Source organism: Rhizobium changzhiense, from assembly GCF_013087625.1.
In the GTDB taxonomy this organism is placed as follows: Bacteria; Pseudomonadota; Alphaproteobacteria; order Rhizobiales; family Rhizobiaceae; genus Rhizobium; species Rhizobium sophorae.
This window is the reverse complement of record NZ_JABFCQ010000006.1, coordinates 255805-281896: the sequence shown is the minus strand read 5'-3', so window position 1 is coordinate 281896 and position 26092 is coordinate 255805. Positions and strand designations below refer to the sequence as shown.

General features: G+C 61.9%; 20 protein-coding genes. 13 read left to right on the top strand and 7 right to left on the bottom strand.

The features are described 5' to 3' along the window. Positions 1 to 48 precede the first annotated feature (48 nt). The 3 genes from G9X68_RS26650 (at position 49) to G9X68_RS32105 (ending at position 4829) form a co-directional block, all read left to right on the top strand. A complete protein-coding gene (locus G9X68_RS26650) occupies positions 49 to 1326 on the top strand; it encodes an L-fuconate dehydratase (protein WP_171604924.1) in 1278 nt (425 codons plus the stop codon). A 247-nt stretch (positions 1327 to 1573) separates the two neighbouring features. Further along, complete coding sequence (locus G9X68_RS26645) at positions 1574 to 4153, top strand: caspase family protein (RefSeq protein ID WP_171604923.1); 2580 nt, start codon at positions 1574 to 1576, stop codon at positions 4151 to 4153. 22 nt (positions 4154 to 4175) lie between these two features. Continuing rightward, the gene (locus tag G9X68_RS32105) at positions 4176 to 4829 is read left to right on the top strand and encodes a tail fiber domain-containing protein (protein ID WP_244956250.1); all 654 of its coding nucleotides are present in this window, start codon (positions 4176 to 4178) and stop codon (positions 4827 to 4829) included. 297 nt (positions 4830 to 5126) lie between these two features. Here the strand turns inward: G9X68_RS32105 and G9X68_RS26635 are convergent, their stop codons facing one another. Beyond that, positions 5127 to 6737, bottom strand: coding sequence for an NHL repeat-containing protein (locus G9X68_RS26635; RefSeq protein WP_171604922.1), 1611 nt, complete (start codon positions 6735 to 6737; stop codon positions 5127 to 5129). 149 nt (positions 6738 to 6886) lie between these two features. Between G9X68_RS26635 and G9X68_RS26630 the strand changes: the two genes are divergently transcribed. The 8 genes from G9X68_RS26630 (at position 6887) to G9X68_RS26595 (ending at position 18441) form a co-directional block, all read left to right on the top strand. Then, positions 6887 to 7477 carry a hypothetical protein gene (locus G9X68_RS26630; RefSeq protein ID WP_171604921.1) on the top strand — a complete coding sequence of 197 codons (591 nt, stop codon included), beginning with the start codon at positions 6887 to 6889 and terminating at the stop codon, positions 7475 to 7477. Between the two features lie 135 nt (positions 7478 to 7612). Further along, complete coding sequence (locus tag G9X68_RS26625) at positions 7613 to 7990, top strand: hypothetical protein (protein ID WP_171604920.1); 378 nt, start codon at positions 7613 to 7615, stop codon at positions 7988 to 7990. Between the two features lie 210 nt (positions 7991 to 8200). Next, positions 8201 to 10150 carry a DUF4384 domain-containing protein gene (locus G9X68_RS26620; RefSeq protein WP_171604919.1) on the top strand — a complete coding sequence of 650 codons (1950 nt, stop codon included), beginning with the start codon at positions 8201 to 8203 and terminating at the stop codon, positions 10148 to 10150. Between the two features lie 23 nt (positions 10151 to 10173). Then, a complete protein-coding gene (locus G9X68_RS26615; RefSeq protein WP_171604918.1) occupies positions 10174 to 11790 on the top strand; it encodes a caspase family protein in 1617 nt (538 codons plus the stop codon). Further along, positions 11787 to 14315, top strand: a complete 2529-nt coding sequence (locus tag G9X68_RS26610) for a trypsin-like serine protease (RefSeq protein ID WP_171604917.1) — start codon at positions 11787 to 11789, stop codon at positions 14313 to 14315. Before G9X68_RS26615 ends, G9X68_RS26610 begins: the two co-directional genes overlap by 4 nt. Positions 14316 to 14326: 11 nt before the next feature. Continuing rightward, a complete protein-coding gene (locus G9X68_RS26605) occupies positions 14327 to 15511 on the top strand; it encodes a serpin family protein (protein WP_171604916.1) in 1185 nt (394 codons plus the stop codon). 42 nt (positions 15512 to 15553) lie between these two features. Then, complete coding sequence (locus tag G9X68_RS26600) at positions 15554 to 17959, top strand: protein kinase domain-containing protein (RefSeq protein ID WP_171604915.1); 2406 nt, start codon at positions 15554 to 15556, stop codon at positions 17957 to 17959. A gap of 170 nt (positions 17960 to 18129) precedes the next feature. Further along, positions 18130 to 18441 (top strand): DUF982 domain-containing protein, encoded by a 312-nt coding sequence (locus tag G9X68_RS26595; RefSeq protein ID WP_171604914.1) that lies wholly within the window; start codon positions 18130 to 18132, stop codon positions 18439 to 18441. An 82-nt stretch (positions 18442 to 18523) separates the two neighbouring features. On the opposite strand, the gene G9X68_RS26590 is transcribed toward G9X68_RS26595, so the two are convergent. Next, positions 18524 to 19495 (bottom strand): DMT family transporter, encoded by a 972-nt coding sequence (locus G9X68_RS26590; RefSeq protein WP_171604913.1) that lies wholly within the window; start codon positions 19493 to 19495, stop codon positions 18524 to 18526. Positions 19496 to 19629: 134 nt separating this feature from the next. Between G9X68_RS26590 and G9X68_RS26585 the strand changes: the two genes are divergently transcribed. Next, a complete protein-coding gene (locus G9X68_RS26585) occupies positions 19630 to 20322 on the top strand; it encodes a hypothetical protein (RefSeq protein WP_171604912.1) in 693 nt (230 codons plus the stop codon). 138 nt (positions 20323 to 20460) lie between these two features. Beyond that, positions 20461 to 20886: a hypothetical protein gene (locus tag G9X68_RS26580; RefSeq protein ID WP_171604911.1), complete on the top strand. Its 426-nt coding sequence runs from the start codon at positions 20461 to 20463 to the stop codon at positions 20884 to 20886. An 81-nt stretch (positions 20887 to 20967) separates the two neighbouring features. Here the strand turns inward: G9X68_RS26580 and G9X68_RS26575 are convergent, their stop codons facing one another. The 5 genes from G9X68_RS26575 to G9X68_RS26555 all read right to left on the bottom strand — a co-directional run bounded on the left by G9X68_RS26575 (position 20968) and on the right by G9X68_RS26555 (position 26087). After that, entirely contained in the window at positions 20968 to 21225 is a 258-nt protein-coding gene (locus G9X68_RS26575) for a CrpP-related protein (protein WP_171604910.1), read from the bottom strand. A gap of 225 nt (positions 21226 to 21450) precedes the next feature. After that, positions 21451 to 22326: an FHA domain-containing protein gene (locus G9X68_RS26570; RefSeq protein ID WP_171604909.1), complete on the bottom strand. Its 876-nt coding sequence runs from the start codon at positions 22324 to 22326 to the stop codon at positions 21451 to 21453. Between the two features lie 2 nt (positions 22327 to 22328). Further along, a complete protein-coding gene (locus G9X68_RS26565; RefSeq protein ID WP_171604908.1) occupies positions 22329 to 23234 on the bottom strand; it encodes a type II secretion system F family protein in 906 nt (301 codons plus the stop codon). Continuing rightward, positions 23231 to 24094 (bottom strand): type II secretion system F family protein, encoded by an 864-nt coding sequence (locus tag G9X68_RS26560; RefSeq protein ID WP_168312503.1) that lies wholly within the window; start codon positions 24092 to 24094, stop codon positions 23231 to 23233. The genes G9X68_RS26565 and G9X68_RS26560 overlap by 4 nt, the downstream gene beginning before the upstream one ends. Positions 24095 to 24188: 94 nt before the next feature. Continuing rightward, the gene (locus G9X68_RS26555) at positions 24189 to 26087 is read right to left on the bottom strand and encodes a TadA family conjugal transfer-associated ATPase (RefSeq protein WP_171604907.1); all 1899 of its coding nucleotides are present in this window, start codon (positions 26085 to 26087) and stop codon (positions 24189 to 24191) included. Between the last annotated feature and the right edge of the window lie 5 nt (positions 26088 to 26092).

Sequence of the window (26092 nt, the reverse complement as noted above, 5' to 3'; positions counted from 1 at the left end):
CACTGCAATCGGCCCTATATAATCGCCCATACAATCGGGAGAAACACCATGACCCGCATCACCGACCTTCGTGTCTTCGATCTCCGCTTTCCCACGTCGCAAAGCCTGGATGGATCTGATGCGATGAACCCCGATCCGGATTATTCGGCGGCCTATGTCATTCTCGATACGGATGCGCCGGGCCTTGCCGGCCACGGCCTGACCTTCACCATCGGCCGCGGCAACGACATTTGCTGCATGGCGATCGAAGCGATGCGCCACCTCGTCGTCGGCGCCGACCTCACAGAAGTTCTCGCCCATCCCGGCGCCTTCTGGCGCCATCTGACCAGCGACAGCCAGTTGCGCTGGATCGGCCCGGAAAAGGGCGCCATTCACCTGGCGACCGGCGCGGTCGTCAATGCCGTCTGGGATCTGCTTGCCAAACAGGCCGGCAAGCCGGTCTGGCGGCTCGTCGCCGAGATGTCGCCGGAAGAGATCGCCGATATCGTCGACTACCGCTATCTCACCGATGTGCTGACGCGCGCCGAGGCGATCGAGATCCTCAAGCGTGCCGAGGCGGGCAAGGCCGAACGCATCGCCATCCTCGAAAAAGAGGGTTACGCCTGCTACACGACCTCGGCCGGCTGGCTTGGCTATGGCGACGAGAAACTGCGCCGCCTTTGCCAGGAGGCGATCGACGCCGGCTTCAACCATATCAAGATGAAGGTCGGCCGCGACCTGGAGGACGATATCCGCCGCCTCAGGATCGCCCGCGAGGTGATCGGTCCCGATCGTTACCTGATGATCGACGCCAATCAGGTCTGGGACGTCGGCCAGGCGATCGACTGGGTCAAGGCGCTCTCCTTCGCCAAGCCCTTCTTCATCGAGGAGCCGACAAGCCCCGACGATGTCGCCGGCCACCGCAAGATCCGCCAGGCGATCGGCCCGGTGAAGGTCGCAACCGGCGAGATGTGCCAGAACCGCATCATGTTCAAGCAGTTCATCGCCGAGGGCGCGATCGACATCGTGCAGATCGATTCATGCCGCATGGGCGGGCTGAACGAGGTCCTCTCCGTGCTGCTGATTGCCGCCAAGTTCGACCTGCCGGTCTGGCCGCATGCGGGCGGCGTCGGCCTTTGTGAATATGTGCAGCATCTGTCGATGATCGACTACGTCGCGGTGTCGGGGACCAAAGAAGGCCGTGTCATCGAATATGTCGATCACCTGCACGAACACTTCCTCGACCCCTGCCTGATCGAGAACGCCGCCTACATGCCGCCCACCCTACCGGGCTTCTCCATCGAGATGAAATCAGCCTCGATCAGCAACTATACGTTTCGAGATTAAGGAAGTTTCGCCGCAGTCTGACGTATCCGATGCCGGCCGCATGATAGTTTCTTGATTTTTTATAGTCTTTCCCTGCCGTCGATGGGCTTCCAATCTGACGGGACTGCTCCAATTCACTTGGAGGCGGCAAAGCTTGCTTTTTGGACCGCCGAGGAATAGTTTTGAACTGTGAATGCAGAGGGGGCCCAGCACCAGCAGGCCAGCAAATTTTATTGAACTTAGACAATAGAATGTTTGCGATCGAGCCATGCCCAAGTTTCACGACGTCAAGAGACTGTGCGCTTTTCTGCTGATCGTCGCAGCAATGCTGCTATCGATCGGCACGGTACATGCCGCCGTCACCGAGGAGAGCGGACGCCGCGTCGCCCTGGTCATCGGCAACTCGGTCTACAAGACGCTGCCCTCGCTTCCCAATCCTGCCAATGATGTCGAAGAGGTCGCGACCACGTTGCGCGCGGCCGGTTTCGACGTGACGATCGGCGTCAATGTCGACCGCATCGGGCTCGAAGATACGGTGCGCCGCTTCCTGCGTTCGACCAGCAATGCCGAGGCCGGCCTCATCTACTATTCGGGCCACGGCATCCAGGTGGGCGGACAGAATTTCATCGTGCCGGTCGATGCGACGCTGGAGACGCCCTATGATGTCGAGACGCAGACCATGCCGCTCGACCTGATCCTGAACCATCTCAAGCAGAATTCGCGGGTGCAGCTGATCTTCCTCGATGCCTGCCGCAACAATCCCTTCAATGCCCAAAAATTCTGGATGGCGGAAAAACTGGAACCGGTCGGCGCCACACGCGGGCTTGCACGCATCGACAGCGATCTCGGCAGCCTGATCGCCTTTTCCACAGAACCAGGCCAGGTGGCGCTCGATGGCGAGGGCGCGCTCAGCCCCTATTCCGAATCCTTCATCAAGCGCGCCAGCGAACCCAACAAGGAGATCCGCCAGGTTCTGACCGATGTGCGCCGCGACGTGATCGCCATGACCGACGGCAAGCAGGTTCCCTGGGAAAACTCCTCGCTGATGGACAGCTTCTATTTCATCCCGGCGCCGCCGCCGCCAAGCGTCGAACCGATGCAGCAGGTGAGCGTGCCGGAGGGTGCGGCCACGACCAAATTGCCGATCGCCCCGCCGCATGACGAGATCGGCTCGGCGCTGCTCGTCACCCTCAACCAGCTTCCCAAGACCGGCAAGCTCAGCTTCGATGGCAAGCCGGTCGAGCAGGGCGCGAAGATGCCGGCCGCGGCACTGACGGCGCTGACCTATGATTCATCGGATGTTGCCGCCGGAACCGTCGGCCTGATCGGCTATACCGTGAGCGACCCTTACGGCCAGGCGACGCAGGGTGTCGTGGCGATCACTGTCTCGGCGGATGCCGGCGCCAAGCTCGCCCAGCTCGAACAGGAAAAGCAGGTACGGCTGGCCGATGCCGAAGCCTATCTGAAGGCGCTGCCGCGCGACGTGGACACGACGATCGGCGTCGGCCCTGTAGAAGCCAGCCTGCCGGTCGTGCCGGCATCGGCCGCGGAGATGACCTTCAAGGTCGCGGCCCTGCCCAACAAGGGCACGCTGCGCGCCGGAGACCGGGTGATCGGGCTCGGTCACGTGCTCGAAGCAGCCGATATTCCCGCTCTTTCCTATGAGCCGCAGATCGGCACCGAAAACCAGCCTTTCGCCCTGACGCTGCAGGCAGCCAATGACGACCTGCCACCGGCGACCGTCACCTTCAAGCCGGTGCTCGACGCCTGCGACACATCAGCCGCTGCCCCCCTCGACCTGCAGGGCGTGACAGCAGGCAAGCTGCCGAACGAGATCGTCGCCGATGAAGCACTGCCCGCCTGCATGGACGCAGTGAAGGCCTATCCCGAGGTGGCGCGCTTCGTTTACCAGCTCGGCCGCGCCCAGCTTGCGAACCGCGACACTAAGACCGCCTTTGCGACCATCAAGAAGGCGATGGATGCCGGGCATGTCCGGGCGATCGAGCAACTCGCCAGTTTATATATCGTTGGTGCTTCTGTACCAGCCAATCCCGCGAAAGCGAGTGAGATCGTCCAAGCCGGGGCCAAAAAGAACGATCCCTACGCCCTCTATGCCTACGGCAAGAGCCTCTTCTATGGACGCGGTATCAAGGCTAACACCCAGCTGGGTCTCAGACTCATGCTGCAATCCGCAGATCTCGGCCATACATTTGCAATGAACGAACTCGGTTATATTTTCCTCAACGGAGTTAACGTTCCTGCCGATCCAGAGCGCGGCATTCGCTTCTATGAGGCAGGCCTCGAACGCAATGATATTTATTCAATGAATAATCTCGCGCTGGTTTACCGGTTCGGAAAAGCCGTGCCTCAGGATCTCGGCAAAGCGTTGGAGCTTTTCACCAAAGCAGCAGAAGGCGGCCAACCTTATGCTCCTACAAACCTCGGCCGCATGTACAGAGACGGCATCGGTGTGGCCGCCGACAAGTCGGCCGCGATAAAGTGGCTGGAGACAGGCGCAGAACGTGGTGACTACTGGGGTGCGCTCGACCGTGCCAGACTGGCAAAGGACGAGGTCGCCGACCCCGAGAGCATGGCAATTGCTGCGCGTTATTTGGCCCTGGCAACTGCCGTCAACATGCCGAGGACAGGAGATCCGAAGAATCAAGCTCTGGCGGAACTCAAGACGCTACCTAACGCTGCGAAGAAGAAAGCAGAGGCAAGCTTTGTCGCCGAGCTAAGTGCTCAGGAGCAAAAAGCAATTCCCAAGTCCAAGTCGCTCGATGACAGGCTCGTCAAGCTCGCCAAAGCGACATGGGTCAAGCGAAATCCAAGGTACGATCTCTTCTAAAAGGCAATATGGGGCGCCCTACATGACCAACAAATCTATCATCCGTGTACTAATGTGCTCGACCTTCATCGCGGGCTCCGGCACAATTCTACAGAGTTGCATCTTTGATCCAGGCGGCAGAACACTGTTCGCCAGTGAAGAGCCGGCCAGGAACGCCACCCCTACCAGGAAAACCACGCCCACCGTCAGAAGAGTGGCCGCAACGAGCAATCAACCGGCTTTCGCCCGCTCTGAGAACGGTTCCGGGGGGAATTCCAGCTCGGGTGGCGGCATGGGCGGTGGCGCCGACTCTGGTAGTTCAGACAGCGGCGGCCCCAGTGGGGGGTGGGACGGTTCAGATCGCCGCTTGAAGACGCAAATTCGTCGCATCGGCACCTCACCCTCCGGAATTCCAATCTATGCATTCCGCTATCTCTGGGGTGGCCCACTTTTTATCGGCACAATGGCCCAGGATCTGCTTTTGATCCGGCCTGATGCGGTTATGCAGACTGCGTCCGGGTACTATATGGTGGATTATGCGCGTCTCGACATCGATATGGTTTCTGTAGAAGAAGGTATTTCGTTGGCGACGTCAGGGGCCGGCGCGGTAGCCGTAGCACTCTCTGTTAACGCCGCAAGCCGCCGCCCACAGGCACAACGCGTTTCTTCGGAAGGTTTCGTTCTGTCAGCACTATGATCGAGAAGACGGCCGACTGACCCATAAGATTCCTTTCAAAGGAATTCTTTGGTTCTCATGTCGGTCAGCGGCAACATAACCGCTGTTTGGGCGCTCTCTTTCTGTACCCTCGTCTATGTCCGGGCGGCTATCGCTCTCGGGCCACGATTTTACAACCCCACACACGCGGCACCTCGGGCCACTTCATCAAGCATCCCGCCTATCGGGAATACGTTGCAAGCGTCGCTGCGCATGGGCTTCTGACAATGGTGAAGCGGCGGCTGGCGTCGAGGACTGCGGCATGAGTTTTCCGACCGTTCAGCCGTCGAGCCCCTTGAAACGCACTGGCTGGTAGCCGCGCATCAACAGGCTGCCGAGCGAATAGGTATTGCGGCAGACGCGGCCCTTGCAAGCATTCGGTGAGGCCTCCATCACCTCCACCTTCTTGTCGGCCGTGAAGCGCATGAACAGCAGCACATGCGAGCCGGGCTTGTTCAGCGCGTCGCCCGGCCGCATCGACCAGGGGTCGGAGAGGCGCTTGGTGATCCCGGGGATGGCGCGCGTCGAAACGTGCATCTTCAGGCCCCAGGCATCGCTGACGAAACCGGAGCAATCGACGCCGAGGATATTGGATTGCGGCGCGCTCTTGGTGCAGACGTTGCCGGCGGTCTGGCCCTTTTCCACGCCGCCGATGAAATTCTCGAGCGGCGTCTTGCAGCCCCAGCAGTAGGGAACACCCTTGACCGTCTGGCCGCGCTTGCCGATCAGGTAGATCGGGCGGCGCAGCCGGTTCATGTTGACGCAGCCCGGGCCGGGATCCTTGCCATAGGCGGTTGATGTCACCAGCCAGTTCAGCGTCTCGAAGCCGATTGCCCGCTCGATGACGTCGCTGCGCGATTTCGGCACGATCGCCACCTTCGGCGTCTTGCCAAGCTTGCCGGCATTCGGCTGTTTGGCCGGGCGGGCGACGGCAAGCTTGCGGCCGGGCTCCCGACCGTCGAGCCGCAGCACCTGCGCCCGGCTTTCCTGCGATCGCAGATAAAGCACGTCGCCGCGCGGGCCGATCGCCACGAAGCGCCTGGAGAATACCGTGCCCGGTTCGATCGGCAGGTCGTAAACCCGGTCCATCGCCCCGTTCGGCGTGAAGCGCACTACCAGCATGCCGGTGCGCTCGGGCCGGTCGGCGGGCACGAGCTCGACCAGCGCATAGGGCCTGCCTGTCGTGTCGATGTCGAGAAGTTCGACGGTGCCGATTCGCCCTTCCGAGGCCAGCTGCAGCGAAAGGAAATTCTCCTCCGAGCTCGCGCGCCGCAGCAGGATCTCCGCCTTGTCGTTTGCGGCGGCCCGGACCTCGGCAACGATATCGCCGAGCCCGCGGCTCGGCACGTATTGAATGATCGGCGGGCGGGACTCTGGCCGGCTGGTGCTGCGGCCGATCTCATCGATGATGCTGTTCAGCGGCCCCGGCGACACCGAGCCCATGGAGGCGAAGACCGAGCGGGTGTAGTCGTCGGCATCAGCGCCGCCGTCGACGGCGCGCAGTGTCTGCGACCGGCCGTCGGCATCGGTGGATCGCTCGAGCGGCACGACGCCGTCCGACCAGAGGTAAAGTTCGTTGTGAACGACGGCGAGATCCTCCGGCGTCGCATTTTCCGGCAGCGGCAGGATCTCAGGCTCGGCCTGCGAGCGTTCGGCGTCGACGGCGAGCACGCGGCCGTTATTTTGGTCGAGGATGTAGATGGTGCCATCGTCGCCGACGGTGATCGCCGCCGGCCCGGATGCCTCCGCTTCCTCGTTGGAAGAGATGATGCCGACCGAACGCGCACCGTCGCCGCTGCGAAGCTCGATGATCGTCGTATCTTTGGCGAAAACCGGCGAGGCGACCGCAAGTGCCGCGGCAAACAAAAAATGCGACCCAAAACTACGCATTGCCTCGACCCCCAAGGACCGTCACGTCTTTAAAAATGGTAGGCTAGATATGGCTCGTCAGCAAGTCGTTGCTTTCCAAACGATTTGGAGATCTGCGCCGGCGATAGTACAAGATCATCGTCTCGAAGATTTATCGGCAGGAAATGCTTATGCTAGAATGGAACGGTGACGAACTGGCGCTCGACATAAGCTTGCTGGAACAGGTTCGCGCGGCGCGGATAAACTTCTCAGACCGCGTCTGCGCCGCCTCGGCCAGCAAGGACGACAAGCATCTGGCGCAGTTGCGCTCGGAGCCGACCTATCTGATGGCCGAGTTCCTCTATTCGATGAAGGTCTTCGGCATCAACACCGCCGAGGATATCGAACGCTTCGCCGATCTGCACAATGATTACGTGGTTTCGCTCACCCGCGATCCGGCCAAGCTGCAGCGGCTGGGGCTCTCGCAGGATCGTGCGCTCGCCTCGATGTTCACCGCCGACACCAAGCCGCGGCTGATCCAGAACTGGGCTGATAAATCAGGCGCGATCGACCAGTCCAATCTTGCCCGTTTCCTGGTCGCGGTGATGTCGAGCGAGACCTGCCGCAAGACGTTGATCGATTTCGAGACAGCAGGCTTCATGCAGCGCAAACGCTCGCCCTACGGCACCATGGTCGTCTGGTCGACCGGAATGATCGAGGAGATTTTCGGGGAGATGCTGCGTGATCTGCGCCTTAGCCTGCAGCAATTGAAGATTCTCTGACCTCCGCTGCCAGCCGATTTCAACCCTCCCAATCGATTGGCACTGAGCGCCGTTGCCTTCTTTCCGACCTCTCCCTATTGTCGCTCTGCTTGCGCTCTTGCGGCGCGCATCAGGTTGATAACGGATTTGACGACGATGACGAAATCCTGGCTCATGACCTTGTCGATCAGCCTTCTGCTGGCGCCGCAGATACCGGAGCTCGCGCATTCCGGCCCGGCCGAAGACGCGCTTGCGGCGCGAAACCCCTCGCTGGCAGCGCTGCGTCAACATGACGAAAAGGCCTTTGCTGCAGCGACTGCGATCATCGCCGAACACGAACGCGCCAAGGGGTTGACGCCCGGCGAGGCGAAGCTGCCCGATGCGACCTCGCCCGGCCGCGACATGGGCTCAGGGCCCGGCAAGGAATTCACGGTCGACAATCCGGATATTCTCTGGCTCTACAATTCCTCGCCCGAAGGAATGAGCGATCTGATCTCGATTTTGAAATCAGCCGGGCAGAAACCCAAGAACTAACCGCCTCCTCGCAGTTGGAACGGACTATAACAGGCACCGGATATTCCAGAGCGTGAGTCTTGCTCACGTCTTGCCTTGGCGGATTCTTCCAGGCTCCAAATAATTTGTAACCCTCCCTCAAGCAAGACAGGCAAAGCCATCCCAATTTCGCCAGTCAGTGCTATTCTCATCTTCAACACAGTGTGAGATGTTCGAAGAGGAGGTTTTCCAATGCCGAACCGCAAAGCCATCCTGGCAGCAGCCACCTTCCTTTCGTTTTTTTCGGTGGTTCCCGCCCTCGAGGCGCAGAACGAACGCACATTGACCGAAGCGCCGGCGCAGACCGGGCCTGTCAGCATCACCTTCGATCGCGCGGAAGCCAAATACGCCATCGGCGAAGTTGTCGGCCTCTTCATCCAGTCGACCGAGAACGCCTATGTCACGGTGCTGAACGTCTCGCCGAACGGCTCGGTCGTCAAGCTTTTCCCGAACAAATACCAGACCGACGCCCTTGTCGGCGCCGGCAAGCGCGTGCAGGTGCCGGATCCGGCAAGCGGTGCCAAGCTGCAGGTTTCCGGCCCGGTCGGCCAGGAGCAGATCAAAGTCTTCTATTCCTCCAAGCCGCTCAACATCTTCGCCGATCTCGGCGGCAGCGGCGGCGGTATGTTCCGCTCGATCGACGGCGGCATGGATGCCGTTTCCCGCAGCCTTGAAGAAGCCCGCAGCCTCGGCACCAAGATCAGCAGCAAGACGCTGATGCTGACGACGGTCGATAGTCTGGCTGCCCTCCCGCCCGTCGCAGCCGCCCCCGCAGCGAAACCGGTCGAGCAGGCTGCAAAGCCGCCCGTCGCGCCGAAACCTGCGGCCGCTCCGAAGCCGAAGCCGGTAACGAAACAGGAAGTCGCCAAGAAGCCGGAAACGGTCGTGGAAAAGCCGAAGCCGGCAGCCCCGAAAAAGGTCGCGCCGAAGCCTGTCGAGCAGGCAACACAACAGCCGCCGAAGAAGTACAAGATCGTCACCAATCTGGCGCCCGGCCAGGAGCTTGCCGCCGATGAACTGGAGCTGATCGGTCCGGCCGACACCACCTCATCCACCCGGCCGACCCAATATAAACAGCCGACACAGTACAAGCAGCCGAGCCAGACTTCGCAGACGAAGATGCCGAAACTGCCGATGCCGCAGATCAAGATGCCGCAGTTCAAGCTTCCCGGCGGTTTCAGCATCAAGATGCCACAGCTGAACCTCGGCCGTTCGGCAGAACCTGATCAAGACGGCGAGGAGATCGAGGTAGCAAACGCCGATACGCCTGTTTGCACCGCCCTTCTCGACAAGCTGAATACCGCCGTTGCCGCCAAGGATATCGGTGCTGCCGCGGCTGAGGCCGATGCGATCGCCGTCAGCGCCGATTGCGGCCAGTTCCAGGTGAATGCCCAGCGCCGCGTCGCGGCCCTCAGGCTTTCCGCTGCCCAGGAGATGATGGCCGCCAACCAGCCGGTCGCCGATTACGAGCCGCTGCTTGTCGCCGCCGACAGCCCGCAGGTGCTCTGGCAGGCCTCAGCCACGCTCGGCGAGATCTATTTCTCCGCACGCCGCTTCGCCGATGCCGCCGCCGATTACCAGCAGGCGATCGAGATCATCAAGAACGAGACCCGCACGCCGAAGGCACCGCCGGCCGAGACGATCTCCGATCTCATCCAGCGCGCCGCCCAGGCCCGCATCCTTGCCGCCAACCCGACGAGCGATAATCCGCAAGGCAGCTTCGTGCCGGCCGAAAAGGATCACCGCAGCGGCGTGCTCGGCGGCATCTATTCCGAGAATGTGCGCGGCATCGTGCCGGTCTCCATTCCGGTTCCGATCACCTTCGATTTCAACAAGTCGAGCTTCACCTCGATCGGCACCGAAGCCGCCGAGGAACTACTGGAGGCGCTGAAGGAGCAGAAGCCAGGCCGCATCATCCTCGTCGGTCACACCGACCGGCGCGGCAGTGACGACTATAATCAGAAGCTGTCCGAGCGCCGTGCTCAGGCCGTTGCCGATTTCCTGAAGAGCCACGGCCTCGACGCGACAATCGACGCCGAAGGCCGCGGGGCATCCGAGCCGGTGGACGTCACGGCAACCGCAAACCTCACCGAAGACGATGTCGATGCGCTGAACCGCCGCGTCGAATGGCGCCGCGAATAGGCCGGGCGAGGAGGAATCTGGCCATGACCGCATTCGTCTCCATGGCCGCAGCACTTGCCCTCCTCACCATGGCGGCCACCGACAGCCTGGCAAAGGTGATCGAGGCGCCCGAGCGTGGTGCGGTCAGGGCCGTGCTGATCGGCATCGACCTGTACCGCAATGTTCCGCCGCTGCACGGCGCCGTCGCCGATGCCGAGGACCTTTCGCTTTCGCTGCGCTCGGTCGGCGTCGAGGACATGACGCTGCTGAAGAATGGTACTGCCGACCGCGAGGGCATCTTCCATGCGATCGAGGCCGTGACGGAAAGGGCAGGGCCTGGCGACCTGATCGTGCTCGGCATCGCCGGCCACGGCTCGAGCGAGCCCGAGCGCGTCAAGGGTTCCAAACCGAGCGGCCGCGACGAGGTCTATATCCTTGCAGGCTTCGACACCCGGCTGCCGGGATCGCGCGAGCGCATCTTCGGCGACGAATTCAAGGCGCTGATCCGCAATATCGAGGCCAAGGGCGCCGATGTCGTCTTCATCGCCGATACCTGCCATGCCGGCGGCATGACCCGCGACGTCGATCCGCGCGGCGCCGAGATCACCTGGCGTCAGGCGCCGTCCTATACGATCGAGGAAGACGATCTCGCGCCGATTTCGACCACGGCGGATGCGCTGTCCACCGGCTTCGATTTCAAGCGGCTGACCTTTCTCGCCGCCGTCGACGAGAACACCAAGTCGCCCGAGATCACCATTCCCGGCATTCCGCAGAAACGCGGCGCGCTGAGCTATGCCACCGCCCGCGCCTTCGAAGGGGCTGCGGATCGGAACGCCGACGGCGCCGTCAGCCGCCGCGAACTGTTCGAATATGTGCGGCAGGCCGTCTACCAGTTCACCAACCAGCGGCAGAACATCTTTACCGAAAGCCCGCCCGGAACCGATCTCGATCGCGCCGTCGTCTATAATTTCGAAGGGGCGGGGGCACAGGCGGCAGCGGAGACATCAAACACTCCGCTGCCCGCCGAGCCCGCGCCGATCAGCGTTGCCGCCCTCGGCTCCGAGCCGGTGCTGCAGGGGATCGACCCCGCCGTCACGCCGTTCAAGCTGACGGAGGGTGCTGATGCCGAACTCGTCTTCGACCCCGAAAAGCACGAGGCGATTGCCGGCGGCGATGTCGTCGCCTCCGGCGTCGGCGCCGGCGACATGCCTTTCGTCGTCGACCGGATGGCCGCGCTCGATGCGCTGAAGCGGCTGTCGGAGACCAACCCGCAGACCGTGCGCGTGACGCCTTCCGATACCGTCCATCGCGAAGGTGAGCGCGTCGGCGTCACGGTGTCCGATATATCAGGCCGCAAGCTCGCACTCTTCGACGTCACCGGCGATGGAACCGTGCAGTTCCTCTATCCCGGCGAGAAGGAGGTCGATGCCGAGATGTCCGCGACCTTCGATCTCGATCTTTCGGTCGTCGCACCTTTCGGTACGGACCTGCTCGTCGCCGTCACCTCTGAAACCCCAATGCCCGAACTGATTGAATTCCTGAAGCAGAACGACCGGCGCCGTACTGCCGGCAATATCGCCAAGCGCCTCGGCGAATTCCTGCCCGAGGGCGCGCGCGTCGGATTTACGGTCCTCTATACCTCCGCCGGAGCCAAGCTATGAGCACGTCGATGAGCAAGGTCCTCAATATTGCGTCCGTCATGCTGCTTCTGGCGACTCCTACGCTGGCGCAGCAGGATACCGATTTTGCCGGCGAGGATGGCGGGCGCGTCATCGGCGGCCTGGCGGCCAAGAAGGGCGAATGGCCCTGGCAGGTCAAGATCCTGGCACCCGACCCCGAACAACGCGGCCGCTTCGGCGGCCATTGCGGCGGCTCGCTGATCGCACCGCGCTGGATATTGACGGCCGCCCATTGCGTCACCAGCGGCCGCTCCGGCAAGCAGGATCTCTTTGCCCGCGACCTGCTGATCGTCGAGGGCAAGTCGAAGATCGACAAGGTGATAGCGGTCGACGGGCCCGACAAGCCGGGGCTTGCCGTGGAAGAGGTGATCATTCACGAAGATTTCGACCGCAAGGTCTTTGCCAACGACATCGCCCTCATCAAGCTGAGCGAGCCCGCTAAATCGAAGCCGGCGATCCTTGCCTCAGCCTCGGATCACGAAGTGGAGGCCGCCGGCCACCCGGCCGTCGTCACCGGCTGGGGCTACACCAAGGCCGATCACGGCTGGGATGACAAATACCTGCCGACCGAGCTGCAGGAAGTGGAACTGCCGATCGTGCCGCGCGAGGACTGCCGCGCCGCCTATCGCGACAGTTCGATGCGCATGAACCCGATCGACGAGCGCAATGTCTGCGCCGGTTATGCCGAAGGCGGCAAGGATGCCTGCCAGGGCGACAGCGGCGGGCCGCTGGTCGCCCAGCGTCCCGACAAGCGCTGGATCCAGCTCGGCGTCGTCAGCTGGGGCGCCGGCTGCGCCGAGGCCGAACACTACGGCGTCTATACCCGTGTTGCCGCCTTCCGCGACTGGATCGCCGCAAAGACCGACGGCGACGTGCCGAATGTTGAAGGACCTGCCGCCGGCGATCAGGTCGCGTCCACCACGACCGGTGGCGGGACGAAGCAGCAGTCTGGGCAGAAAACGGCCAATCTCGCCATCACCACCCCGCCCGCCAGCGATACGGCGCCGGCCGGCACGACCGAAACACCTGCCGCCGACACGCCCGCCGGCGATACCTCGCCGGCAAACCAGCCCGTCGCCGACGAACCCGCCGTGCAGCCGCCGGTCGTCCAGACGCCGGTGATCGAAAGCTCGCCCGGCGACCGCGCCCTGTTGATCGGCATCGACGATTACGAGATGCGCGAGGCGAAACTGACCGGCTCTGCCACCGATGTGAAGGCGATGCAGGTATTCCTCGCCAAGACGCTCGCCTACCGCCCTGAACAGATCCATACGCTGACCAATCGCAAGGCGACCCGCGAGGCGATTCTTGCCGAAATCGACGACTGGCTGGTGCGCCAGTCGACCCCCGGAAGCCGCGTCTTCCTCTATTTCAGCGGCCAGGGTTCGGAAGAAATGGGCGCCGAGACGACGACCAGCCCGACGCTGGTGGCAGCCGATGCCAAGCTGGTGCGCGAGGGGGGCAAGGTAACCGTCACCAACCAGATCCGCGAAACAGAGATCGCCGCAAGGCTCAACAGCCTCAAGGACCGCCGCGTCACGCTGCTGATCGATGCCTGTCATGTCGGGCCCGGCAGTCGCAGCGCGGTGGCAGCACCTTCCGGCACCGTGCGTTGCCTCGGCCCGGCGCTGGCAGCGCTCGAGCCGCCGAACAAGTCAGGCAAGGAAGCCAAATTCTCCTTCGGCGGCGAAAACGCCATGGTCTGGTCGGCCGTCAACGCGGGGCAATGGGCCCTTGTCGACCGCGAGGCCAAGCCGGCGCTCGGCGTCTTCACCCGCCGCTTCATCGAGGGAGTGCAGGATGGCGTGGCGCGCGCCGCCGACAAGCCGAATGTCAGCAATGCCGCGCTTCTCGATTATGTCCGGCGCAAATCCGACGAATATTGCCGGACGCATGCGGGAGACTGCCGCTTCACCCCGGTGCCGCAATTTTATGGCCAGCCGGATGCGCTCGGCCGGGACGTCATCACCGGCGAGGAGGCGAAGACGCCGGTCGCTGCCGTCGAGAACACGCTGAAGAGCGACAACGAGGCCGGCGTCGCCGTCGACGTGCTGCCCGGCACCGCGGTCAACATCGGCGACAAGGTGGCGATGCGCGTCTCCACCAAAAAATCCGGTTACCTGATCCTGGTCGATATCGACGCCTCCGGCAAGCTGACGCAGCTTTACCCGAACAAGCGCTCGATGGGTCTGAAGCCGACCGCCAAAAGCGGCGACAACCGGCTCGATCCGGCCCGGCCGGTCGTCGTGCCGGATGCGCGCAATCCCTATACCGGCTTCGAATATGTGGTGGAGGGACCGGCCGGCGTCGGCATGGTCGTTGCCATCCTCAGCGACAAGCCGATCGAGGTGCTCGACCTGCCGGATGTGCCGACGCCGCTCATCGGCCAGCGCGCCGCCTTCAACTATGTCTACGATCTCGCCCGAAGCCTCAGGATCGTCGGCGACGACGAGACCGGCGCCCAAGGCAAATGGTCGTTCGATTCCAAATTCTATCGCATCCGCTGAAGGAGCGAACCATGCCGAAATCCACTCTGCTGGCGGGTCTTGCCGCTTCCCTGATGGCGCTTGCCCCGGCCGCCCATGCCGGCAACGCCGGCGACAGTAAGGCGATGCTCGCCGCGCAGGCAGGGCTTGCGGCCGAACTCATCGACCGGACGCTGGCAAAGGAGGGGGCGGCCAATATCATGGTGTCGCCGGCAAGCCTTGCCGCAGCACTCGGTCTCGCGAGCCTCGGCGCCTCCGATCAGGGCAAGGCGGCGATCGCCAAAGGCCTCGGCTTCGGCGGCGAGGTGAAGGGACCGGAGATTGCTCTTGACGCAATGACCCCGGAGAAGCCCGCAGCGGCGGACGCGCCTTTGGCGACGGCGGTCGCGATCGTCTTCGACGACAGACTGGTGCTCGTCCCTGATGCGCTCTCCATGCTCGCCGGCCACCGGATCAAGCCCTCGATCGAGGATCTCGACGGACCGAAATCGGTCGAGCACATCAACGGCTGGGTCAAACAGGCAACGCGAGGGGCCATTCCCACGATCCTCGACGCGCCACCCGGCGGCGGCTTCGTCAGCCTCGGCGCACTCTCCTTCAAGGCGCGTTGGAAAACCTCCTTCGAGAAGGAGAGCCCGGCAAGCCCCTTTCAGCGCCCGGATGGCTCGACAGTTTCGGTGCCGATGATGCATCTTGCCGGCGATGGCCAGAAATTCCGCTTCGACGAGAAATTCTCAGCCGTCGACCTTGCCTATGCCGGCGAGAGCTACAGCATGGTCGTGGTGGCGGCGCGCTCCGGCAAGGGTGTGGGCGGCGCGGACTTGAAGGCGCTCACTTCCTGGCTGCAGGGGGAAAAATTCGAAGCCGCCAAGGGCGAAATCTTCCTGCCCCGCTTTTCCCTGAACGACGGGCGTGATTTGATGCCGGTACTGAATGCGATGGGAGTGGCGCCCGAGAAAGCCAAGGATGCAGGTTTCCCGGGTTTTACCAAGGAAAACATCAGCCTGGCGCGCGTCCTTCAGAAGACGATGATCAAGGTTGACGAAAACGGCACGGAGGCGGCGGCGGCCACGGCTGTCATCACGGAACGCAGCATCGATCCGAAGCTTATTCGAGTCGTGGCCGATGCCCGTTTTGCCTTCGCGCTTCGCGATACGAGAACCGGCCTGCTGCTGGCCGCAGGACTTATCGGCGATCCGCTTCTGGTGGGTGAATAGAATTCGGTTTCATGAATGCAATGAATGCAGGGGGACAAGTGCATGAGAAGTGATCTGATCGCCCGCTACACGATCGGCGAGCCGGTCTATGAGAACGAGTTCATCGTCTATCCGGCCCAGGACAAGCGGATGGACCATGCGGTCTTCATCGTCACGCCCGATATGGCGCTGAAACTGGACAAGGCCCGTTTCGAGCGGGTCTGGACCTCCATCAACGAGGCCAAATCGCTGACGGCGCGGCGTTTCGTCGAAATCGAGGACCTCATCCCGCCGTCGCCGGAAGACGACAATTTCTACATCGTCGAGAAGCGGCCGTCGAAAACGCTGCACCAATATCTCGACGAAACGGAAATGGTAGCTTACGAGCGCGCCGTCGAGATCGGCCGCCACATCCTCGAGGGACTGGCAACACTGCACGGCGCCGGTTACGCCCACAATGCCCTGACGGACCAGTGCATCTACGTGTCGGAGGATTATTCCGGCCTGTCGGTCCGGATCGGCAACCTGCACCTGATCTCGAAGATCGGCGAGCACATCATCCCGCCCTATGTGCCGGAATTCGGCGCGCCGGAGATCTATGCCAGCGGCACTTTCTCCGCCTCCGCCGCGCTCGATATCTACGCAATGGGCATGATCGCCTACAAGCTATTCCTGCCGCGGCAGACCTATGCCAGCGTCTTCGACAGCGTCATGGTCTGGGAAGACGAGCACCAGCGCGAGCAGAGCTGGAAGAACATCCATCTTGACCCTTCCAACATCTTTCCCCGCTTGGACGTGCTGATCCCCGGCTTTCCCGAAGGTCTTGCAAGCCTTGTGGAAAGGATGCTGAGCCGCGATCCGGGCGCGCGACCGCGCACGGGCGCCGACGCGCTGGGCGAATTCGCGCGCGTGACGACAGGCATCCAGCCGATGTCGTGGGATCCGCGCGGCGGCATACCGCAGCAGCAGGACACCCCGAAACCGAAAAAATGGACGCCCGTCAAAATCTCCATGATCGCCGCACTGCTGCTGATCTGCATCGGCGTCGGTGCCATCACCATCCCGAAGCTGCTCCGCCCGGATCCGAAGCTCGTCGCCGACGTCGGAACCTGGAAGAAGGAGGCCGAAAGCCGCAAGCAGAAGGCGATCGCCGCCAAGGCGCCGGAGCGCCCGGCCAGTGACCAGGCGAAACTCTCCTATGACACGGGTGCTGCGGCGCTGACATCGGCCGATGCTCTGCTCAAGGACGAAGATTATGAAAAAGCCCTTCCGGGATTCCAGACGGCCGCCATCAACCTCGGCAATGCGCTGATCGGCATCTCGAAAGAGAATGCCGAGAAGGCGAAGGCTGCCGCTTCGGCCGCCGGCGGCGACAAGGCGCCGGGTTTTGCCGAGGCAGACGCCAAGATGAAGACCGCTGCCGATGCCGCCACCGCAAAGCAGATGCATGCTGCGGTCGGCGCCTACGACGAGTCGAAAACGACGTTTGACGATCTCGCCAAGGCGCTGACCGCGCTGACGGCCGCCGAAAAGGACGCCGTGGCAAAGCGCGAAACCGTCAATCGCATCGGCGCCGGCGATAGCCCCGACGTCGCCAAGGCGAGCGGGCTGATGACCGAGGCCAAGGCCAAGGCCGAGCAATGGCAGATGCCGGCCGCGACCACAGGCTATGGCGACGCCGCCAAACTGTTCGACTCCGTCATCGCAGATGTCATGGCGGCGAAGGACGAGGCAACGGCGTTGAAGCAGAAAGTCACCGATCTCACCGCCTCCATTGCAACCCGCGCCGGTGCTGCCGATCCGACGCTTGCGGCACTCGCCCCGAAGATCGGCGAGGCCGACGGCCGCTACACTGCAGAGGCCTATAAGCTCGCCATCGTTGCCTACCAGCCGATCCTTGCCGATCTGGAGGCGCTGTCGGCGCGCGGCTTCTGCCCGGTTTCGCAGACCCTTGCCTTCGAGACCGTGCCGGCCGGAAGTTATTCGCTGGAGAATGTCCGGCTGATGACCTCGTCGATGCAGGAGCTCGGCGGCATGCTCGGCGTTGCCAATGGCGCGGTGAAGATCGACAAGTCCTTCTGCATGCAGACCAAGGCCGTCACCCGTGCCGAGATGGCGGAATACTACACCGCCAATTCCGATCCCGCCGCAGCACAGGCCTATGCCGACAATCCTGAGCAGCCGGCCGACGACGTGCCGCTTGCCGTGGCGCAGAACTATACGGCCTGGCTGTCGAAAAAGCTGAACGCGCCCGTCCACCTGCCGTCGGCGACGGAATGGATGGCAAGTGCGGCGAAGATCACGCCGGAAAAACTGCCCGACAATGGCGATATCATCCTGCAATGGAGCGCCACCCCCTGCGAGGCCGGCGGCAATGTCGCCTTCATGGCGCAGGAAGGCTCGACCTTCGTCGTCTGCTCCGACGCGTCGGCCGGTGGCATCTTCCGGGTTACCGCCGAATTGCGGTGAGCGCGGCGAAAAATGGTACCGAATGGGGAGGGCGTGCGCACCCTTTCTGCTTCATTCGGCAGCTCGCGCTCAAGCCGCATCATTCGACAAATTTCAATTCCAAATTACAAAGTACGCGCGTATATTGAGCGTGGGGACTGCAGTATCCGTGCCTTGAGGGGTCGAGGACAATGTGCTGGAACACATCATCAGCATTTACGCCGGTTGGGTTTGCTTTGCGAGGCCCGGCATCTCGCAAGATCGTATGGACACTGGGCGACGCGGCGCGCCTCCTGATCAACGACTGGCCTTGCGATGACGGCGAGGAATATGTGGCTGCCGTGAAAGCCTGCGTCGACGCATTGAGCGGGAAGATTCCCCCGGAACAATTCCGGGAAGCACTTCTGCGTGCGGCCGATGAAGCGGGTATCGCAACTCTATCGCTCGTCCGGCAGGGAATGGGAGAGCGACGACCGGACCTGCCTCCAATGATGCGAACATAGGTCTTATTTCAAGGCGGCCACCTGCCTATCGACGTCAGGTTTGCGCCAGGAAGCGGTCATTGGGAAGCCAATGCGCTCGTACTCAGGCTTTGGTCGCCTCCGCTCTGGTCATTGGCTTCAGCAGGATGATGAGAAGCAAGCCGGCGACTATGAGTGCCGCGCCTTCGAGATGATAGCGTTGCAACTGTTCGCCGAGGAACAGGTAGGCGAGCACGGCGATAAAGATCGTCTGGATGTAAAGCAGCACGCCCGCCCGCGCCGCCCCCAGGGCCTCGATGCTGCGATTGAAGAGATAATACATAACCGCGCCGCCCGGGATCGCGACATAGCCGAGCGCGATAAGGCCGCTGGCATTCAGCGTCGAGCGCTCGTCGGAGACAAGCTCGAACAGGTAGAAGGGCAGCGCCGTCAGCACCGCTGCACCGAGGAGCAGCACTAGGAGCGCAAGGCGATTCACATCGAATTTTGCCCGGCGGAGCATGACGGTATAGAGGCTGAAGCAGAACGCGCCAGCGACGATCCACAACTCCCCGGGATTGAGATCGAGACGTAAGAGCGCAGCCGGGCTGCCTTTGACGATGATGACCACGATGCCAAGAAAGGCGAGGATCGATCCGATCGCCTGCCAGCGTCCCATCGGCTCAGCCAGAATGAAGCGGGCAAGAATCATGGTGATGATCGGGATCAGGGCGATGATGATGCCGGCGGTAGTGGCATCGGCATGTTCGAGGCCGACAAAAATCAGGCCCTGGCAGATCGCAAGCCCCACGCCGCCGATGGCGAGCAGCTCGAGGCCGCGAGCCCGCACAAGGGCGACCATGGCGCCGAAATGCTGGTACACGATCGGCATCAGGATCGCCCAGGCGATCAGCACGCGCCAGAAGCAAAGCGCCCAGGGCGGCATCTCCGAAGAGACCCATTTCGCGGCGATATAGACGCCGGCCGACAGCAGCCAGCAGAAAACCCCCACGGAATAGGCGGCTGCAAGCGAACCGCCCGCCGCCTGTTCCGTCCCGACCGTGTCGCGATGGACCGCCAAGACATGTATCGCCATGGCCCAGTTATGCCACAGTTCCCGTGTGCTGCACAGATGAAGGCAGCGGTATCCCCGGTTGCGAAGCGTCATTTGCGGTCATTGCGGCAATTGCCGAATAGGTTATCCTCCGCGCGTATCCAGGGGTGCGGCTTATGACTGATACCTCCCGACTGCTTCAACTCGCAGTGGAAGACAACATCGCCTGGTGCAGTAGGATTTGTTCTGCACATGGATCCAACGAAACTCGGTCTTCGGAGGCCTGGGCGAATTTGGCTATTTCGCCACCGTTTTATCCGAACATAATAACCCGCGAAAAGGGCGTTCAGAACGAAGTTGTTGAACTCACTCACAAAGTTCGTGAAGCCAATCACTCTCGAAAGTGGGGGATCAAAGACAGCTTCGGAGACCTGACTCTCACCGAGCAGGGTTTCGAACGAATACTCGCTGGGCATTGGTACGGTGGGACGGTTTCGAACGGCGAGTCTGTCGGCTGGAAGACCGTAACCTCCCCAGCCGAGTTGCATTTTTGGGAAAGAGCTTGGGGGTCTTCTGACGACACCATTTTTCCCAGCACCTTACTTGAAGATCAGAGGATAACCTTTTGGTTCAAGGGTGAGCTTAGCGCAATCGAATCTGGCTTTATCAGCTTTGACACCGGATTTTCGCTCGGATTATCAAACTGGTTCTCCATCAAAAGCCAATCATTCGCGCAGATGGCAGTGTTGCAAGCTGCAGGACCGTCTTCTCAAGGGCTACCTATCGTATGCTGGTCTAGGGACGATATTTCCGATGAAGATATGGGGCTGGCAAAACTTGGCCCTCTTCAAGTCTGGATATCTCAGTAATCAGTGAGCGATCCTTGATCGCTTTGGGCCAAGAGCAGCCAGGGGATCGCGTCCGCTCTTGGCGCTGAAAGCTGTCCGTTCGTCTATCGTCGAAAACATGTTGAGCAGCGCAAATAAGTGATGATCAGGAGTAGGGAAATGAGAGAAATTGCATGGGGAAACGACGACGACGGGATGCTTCTTGGGGCCAGAGTCCACGATGCAAGATTGATTTCGTTGGAGTTTGCGAACCGTCGCCATCTACTTTTAACTTTAAGGAGAGTTGATGGAACGGAGGTAAAACTCTCGTATGAGGGAGTTCAAGAAATTTCCCTGGGGCAAATTTGGGATGATTCGATCGTCATCGATATTTTCGTCTGGAGCGTCGAAAATGTGCCGGCTTCGCAGTCGGTAGATGTGGGATGGAACGCGTTGTTTCAGGGGCGGGCAAGCCTCCAATATCTTGAGGAGGATATAAGAAAAATAATCGATCGAGATAGGTCACAGTTTTTGTCCATCATAGGCTTCGTCAATGGCACATCAACTGCGGTGGTTTGCAAGATCCTGCGCATCTCAGAAGCTTGAGGGCAATGCCATATTGTTTCACCAGCGCCCGGACAAGACGCTTGTCATTGAACTCAGGCGTCGCAACCAAAATCAACAACGTCACGCATCGAGCGTATCTCGTTTGGCAGTCGAGATCAGCTCCTTGAAGTGAGTAACAATTCTACCTTCGCGGCTAGCGTTCTCGGCTTCCCAACCGAACTTCCACGCGTCGTGACGCGCAAGCCAATCTCCCAGAGCAGCGCTGTCACCAGTCGGCATCCTATGGGCCGCAAGGTATGGGTTCTCGTGAGCCTTCAGTCCGAGCACCCGCGCCCTTGAGCCTGCTTCCTGTAAATCGATCAGCTCTTCAATTGTCATACGCGATCCCCCACGATGTCGTCGACGGTAGCATCGCGGTCCGCGCATGCAAGCGAATGCTAAATTATGGGTTAATTTGGGACAGTTGCGAGTGGAGAGCACCTTCGATGGCTATCCCGCAGCCCGAGCATGCCTGCTTTGGCCCCCACAGCCCTCATATGTCCTCTTTCAGGATTTCATCCAAGACGTACCTTCACAGTGTCCTGTTTGATCAAAGCTCCGCGATCAGCGGCGCGCCACCGGCTTCACCGCAGCCCGCCGCTGCAGCGCGAAGCGCGCGGCCGAGCAGTTGACGTCGGGAACGAGATCGTAGGTCTGTTGGTAGAGGCTCTGCGCCAGCGTATTGTTGCCGCGGTTTTCCGAGGCGAGGGCTGCGAGCGCCGTACGCTTGTAGGCCTCGACGATCGGCTCGGCGGCCTTGGCCAGCGCGGCATCGTCCGATGGTTCGGCTGCCAGCGAAAGGGCGGCATAGGTTGCGTCGCCATCCCTGCCGACACGGCCGCCGACGGCTCCGTTGAAGCTGGCCTCCGAAACCTGGCGCATGCGCCGGGCGTTCTTGATGCATGTCGGAATGCGGGCGGCCTCCGCATTGATGCGTTCTGCCGTCGGGCCACCGTCTGCGCTGCCGCTGTCGGAGAGGATCACGTAGCCGATGATGCCGACGATGGCGAGATAGGCGACCCCTACGCCGGCGAGGAAGGCCGGCTGCTTGAGCAGCGACTTCTTCGGCTTGTCGTCACTTGCCTTGGATGCTTCCTTCTTCGGCGCTTCCTTGGCGGCGGCCTTGACGACGAACTGGAATTCGACGTCCTTGCCGAGGCGGAAGCTGTCTCCGGCTTTCAGCGAGGCGGTCTGCAGCAGGGCTTCGCCGCGCAGCATGATCGGGTTCAGCCCCATGCGGCGGATGATGAAGCCGCCGTCGCTTTGGCGCTCGATGCGCGCATGGATCGGCGCCAGGAACGGATCGTCGACGACGATGTCGGCATTGCCCGCCCGACCGATCGACATTTCCGGTTTGTCGAGCACATGGCTGCGGCTCTGGCCGCCGGGACCGGTCTGCAGAAGGCTAGGCTTGTTTCCGCGAAAGAAGGAAAAGACCATGATCAGAACATCCCACTCGACATCATCTCGACAATTGCAGGCGCCAGCACCAGAAGCAGGATCGATACGACGATCATCATCGCCGGCATGACAATCTTGGCCTTTAGCTTTTCGCTGGCCCTGTCGGCCTTTTCCCAGCGGCGGAAGCGCAAGTCCCGCGCATGTTCGCGCAACAGTTCCACGCGGTTGCTGCCCTCGACTTCGCCCTGGATCACGGCGCGGATGACACGGATGACCTCCTCGGCGGTCATACGGCGCTCCAAGCGCTGCAGCGCCTCGATCATGCCGGTGCCGAGCGCCACGTCCTTCAACGTCTGTTCGATCTCCTCACTCATGACGGTGCCGGGTGCCGCCTCGGCATAAAGCCTCAGGCTTTCCGGCAGCGTCGCCTGCGCCTGCTGCGTCATGACGACGAGGTCGAGGAAATAGGGAAATTCGCGCGAGATGCGTTCCTTGCGGTCCTGTGCCTTGTCGTCGGCGACGACCCAGAAATAGATGGCGGGGATCAGGCCGAGGATCAGCCCGGCTACGAGCCCGCCGATCACGCTGCCGCTGGCAATGCCGAACAGCAGGCCGAGCACGACGAAGCCGAACAGGCTCAGAACGACGAGAAGGGCGATATATTCCCGTCCCGTGACGCCGCCGAATGGCCGGCCGGCATAGATCAGCTTCTGCTCGAGCTGGGCGCCATAATCGGCCAGCAGCGGCTCGAAATGCGTCAGCACGAATTCGACCGGCGTGCGCATGCCGATGCTGTCGACGATATTGGGCGGCGGACCATCACCGCCTGCTGACCGGCGCACGACCTGAATGCTGCCGAGCAGATCGCCGATCCACCAGACGAACAGCGCAGCGGTGATCCCGGCAAAGACGACGGCGATCGGGGCGAGAGGTATCTGAGACATCATACCGACACCTTCATCATCGAGCGCATCCAGAAGAAACCGGTCGCGTAGAGAATGGCGCCGACGATCGCGATGACGATGCCGATGGCGTTGCCGAACACCTTGTCGATCAGTTCCGGCTGACCGAAGAAGATCATCAGGATCATGAACAGTGCGCCGCCGTTGACGACGCGGAAGTTCATGCGCGCCTGCGACGAGGAGGTGGTGATCTTCTGATCGAGCTTCCAGATTTCCTTGAAGGATTTCGACATTTCGGTCAGCGGCTCGGAGATGTCGCCGCCCTGGCGGGCAAAAAGACCGAGTGCCGCATCGACCATCTTGAAATGCAGGCTCGGCACGTTGCGGCCGTGGCGGTCGAGCGCCTCGACCAGGCCGATGCCGAGCTTCTGTTCGCGGGCGATGCGCTCGAACTCGCGCGAGGCCGGCATCTGGCCGGTATCGGCCACCGCATTGACGGCGATGGCGAGCGGCTTGCCGGTGCGCACCGCCGAGACGATCTGGTCGACGGCATAGGGAAGCTGCGATTCGATCTGCAGCCAGCGGCGCTGCAGAAAATAACGGATCACGCCCTTGGGGAGGAAGAAGGCGACGGGGATTGCGATGACCAAGCCGAAGATCGGCCCGAAGATCAGCGAGATCACGATGAAGACGACGATCGCCGTGATGCCGTAGGCGAGGATCATCGTATAGGGAGGAACGGCATCGCGCCCGAAGACCTGCGCCGCCTCGCTGGCGAGCGCGATGTCACGCTCGGTGGCGCGCAGCAGCGGCGCCGGCCAGCGCACCGGCGCGCCCCAGACGAGCAGCCCCGCCGTTATGGCGCCGAGGGCGACCGTAAAAATCTGCAGAATGCTGATATCCATGGCTTCCCCCTCAGAGCAATTCCAGGAAAGTGCGAAGCGGTTTTCCGTCTGGAATTGCGTAAAAACAAAAGCTTAGAGCGGTTCTGGAACCGCTCTAGACGAACATGTCCAGTTTTTCGATTTCGCCGTCGTCGTTGAACTCGACGAGCTCGGCGACGAAGCTCGGCAGGTAGCCGGTGAAGGCATGCATGGCCTGGCCGCCGGCGCGGCCGACGAGATTGAAGATCGGCTCGACGATGATGAGCCCGGTATCCGGATCGATGCCGATCACCTCCGATATTTCGGTGACGGCGCGCCGGCCGTTCGCCAGGCGGTTCAACTGCACGACGAGTTCGACGGCGGCAACGATCTGCTGGCGGATGGCCATGACCGGCAGCGAGCTCTGGCCCTGCAGCACCATCACCTCCAGGCGGGTCATCATGTCCTGCGGCGTGTTCGCGTGCGCCGTCGTCATCGAGCCGGCATGGCCGGTGTTCATCGCCTGCAGCATGTCGATCGCCTCCGCACCACGGCACTCGCCGACGATGATGCGGTCGGGGCGCATGCGCAGCGCGTTGCGCACGAGGTCACGGATGGTGACGCTGGTTTCGGACTCCGCCGTCTTCGGCCGCGATTGCAGATAGACGACATGGATACCGTCGAGCTGCAGTTCCGATGTGTCCTCGACGGCAACGACGCGCTCACCGACCGGGATGAATTGCGACAGGCTGTTCAAGAGCGTCGTCTTGCCGGAGCCGGTGCCGCCTGAGACAACGATGTTCTTGCGCGAACGAACGGCCGCCTCGAGGAAGGCGCGCATCGGCTCGCTCAGCGCGCCGGCGGTCACCAGTTTGCTGATATCGAGCCGCGACTTGCCGCCGAACTTGCGGATGGTGAGGCAGGCGCCCTTGACTGCCAGCGGCGGAATGACGGCGTTGACGCGTGAGCCATCCGGCATGCGGAAGTCGGCCATCGCCTCGCTCTCGTTGATCGAGCGGTTGGAATCGACGGCGATGCGCTCGATCACCTTCATCAGCTGCCGCTCATTGGCGAAGGCGAAGGGATAACGTTCCAGCAGGCCGAATTTTTCGACGTAGATCTCATCATAGCGCGTCACCATGATTTCCGAGATCACGTCGAGATCCATCAGTTCGGAAATCGTCCCCCAGCGATACATCAGCTCCTCGATATTGGAGCGCAGGTGCATATGGGCGATCTCGTAGCGGTCGCCGGCATTGAAAAGAGCCTGCCGGGACTGGAAGGCGGCGCTGAACCGGGTGTCGAGCTGGGCGAAATCCGAGCGGGTGGATTCGAAGTTCAGCTTGAGCTGCAGCGCTGAAATCAGCGCCTTGCCGACGTCGAAGAGGCGGCGATTATCCTGTTCCTCGCGCGAGAGGCTTGCGGCATTCGACGAAGCATCCCGCCGCCCCGTGCGGGCGATGCGTTTTGCCAGCCACCGATAGACGGCGTTCTTGATGACGAGGATGACGAGATCCTGCGGCGCAGCGTCCAGCGCCTCCTTGATGAACATGTCGAGACGCTCGCGGATGCGGCTGCGCGTCTCCTCGCGGCCGAAATCGGAGGATTTCACCAGCCGGTCATATTGCGTGTCCTTCAGCAGGCGCTCGTGAATTTCCATCTGCAGGGCGAGCACCCGTTCCTGATCGGGAAACTGCGTGACGGCTTCGGGGGCCGCGGCGGGCTCGACCAGTTCGATCGTGACGTTCGGCACCCAGATCGACATGCCGGCCGATACCGCAACCGGCATGCCGGCCCGAAGCGGCTGATCGTCGACCCGCGTCGGGTTGCGGCCGTGATGCTGCACCGACCAGCCCTGGCCGGACTTGCGCAGCACGAATTGCGGCGAGGAGACATGGCTGCCGCGCAGCCGCACGACGCCCGCGCCGGCGGGCAGCGTCAGCGTGCTGCTTTCGCCGACGAAATAGGTCTCGTTCGCCGAGAGCGGGATCACCTCCCGACCGCTGCCGTCCTCATAGGAAATCTTCAACAGCATGGCTC

What these genes read in the sequence shown, in the direction of transcription:
- G9X68_RS26650 (WP_171604924.1), top strand. Translation starts at nt 49, where the DNA reads ATGACCCGCATCACCGACCTTCGTGTCTTCGATCTCCGCTTTCCCACG.
- G9X68_RS26645 (WP_171604923.1), top strand. Translation starts at nt 1,574, where the DNA reads ATGCCCAAGTTTCACGACGTCAAGAGACTGTGCGCTTTTCTGCTGATC.
- G9X68_RS32105 (WP_244956250.1), top strand. Translation starts at nt 4,176, where the DNA reads ATGACCAACAAATCTATCATCCGTGTACTAATGTGCTCGACCTTCATC.
- G9X68_RS26635 (WP_171604922.1), bottom strand. Translation starts at nt 6,737, where the DNA reads ATGCGTAGTTTTGGGTCGCATTTTTTGTTTGCCGCGGCACTTGCGGTC.
- G9X68_RS26630 (WP_171604921.1), top strand. Translation starts at nt 6,887, where the DNA reads ATGCTAGAATGGAACGGTGACGAACTGGCGCTCGACATAAGCTTGCTG.
- G9X68_RS26625 (WP_171604920.1), top strand. Translation starts at nt 7,613, where the DNA reads ATGACGAAATCCTGGCTCATGACCTTGTCGATCAGCCTTCTGCTGGCG.
- G9X68_RS26620 (WP_171604919.1), top strand. Translation starts at nt 8,201, where the DNA reads ATGCCGAACCGCAAAGCCATCCTGGCAGCAGCCACCTTCCTTTCGTTT.
- G9X68_RS26615 (WP_171604918.1), top strand. Translation starts at nt 10,174, where the DNA reads ATGACCGCATTCGTCTCCATGGCCGCAGCACTTGCCCTCCTCACCATG.
- G9X68_RS26610 (WP_171604917.1), top strand. Translation starts at nt 11,787, where the DNA reads ATGAGCACGTCGATGAGCAAGGTCCTCAATATTGCGTCCGTCATGCTG.
- G9X68_RS26605 (WP_171604916.1), top strand. Translation starts at nt 14,327, where the DNA reads ATGCCGAAATCCACTCTGCTGGCGGGTCTTGCCGCTTCCCTGATGGCG.
- G9X68_RS26600 (WP_171604915.1), top strand. Translation starts at nt 15,554, where the DNA reads ATGAGAAGTGATCTGATCGCCCGCTACACGATCGGCGAGCCGGTCTAT.
- G9X68_RS26595 (WP_171604914.1), top strand. Translation starts at nt 18,130, where the DNA reads ATGTGCTGGAACACATCATCAGCATTTACGCCGGTTGGGTTTGCTTTG.
- G9X68_RS26590 (WP_171604913.1), bottom strand. Translation starts at nt 19,495, where the DNA reads ATGGCGATACATGTCTTGGCGGTCCATCGCGACACGGTCGGGACGGAA.
- G9X68_RS26585 (WP_171604912.1), top strand. Translation starts at nt 19,630, where the DNA reads ATGACTGATACCTCCCGACTGCTTCAACTCGCAGTGGAAGACAACATC.
- G9X68_RS26580 (WP_171604911.1), top strand. Translation starts at nt 20,461, where the DNA reads ATGAGAGAAATTGCATGGGGAAACGACGACGACGGGATGCTTCTTGGG.
- G9X68_RS26575 (WP_171604910.1), bottom strand. Translation starts at nt 21,225, where the DNA reads ATGACAATTGAAGAGCTGATCGATTTACAGGAAGCAGGCTCAAGGGCG.
- G9X68_RS26570 (WP_171604909.1), bottom strand. Translation starts at nt 22,326, where the DNA reads ATGGTCTTTTCCTTCTTTCGCGGAAACAAGCCTAGCCTTCTGCAGACC.
- G9X68_RS26565 (WP_171604908.1), bottom strand. Translation starts at nt 23,234, where the DNA reads ATGATGTCTCAGATACCTCTCGCCCCGATCGCCGTCGTCTTTGCCGGG.
- G9X68_RS26560 (WP_168312503.1), bottom strand. Translation starts at nt 24,094, where the DNA reads ATGGATATCAGCATTCTGCAGATTTTTACGGTCGCCCTCGGCGCCATA.
- G9X68_RS26555 (WP_171604907.1), bottom strand. Translation starts at nt 26,087, where the DNA reads ATGCTGTTGAAGATTTCCTATGAGGACGGCAGCGGTCGGGAGGTGATC.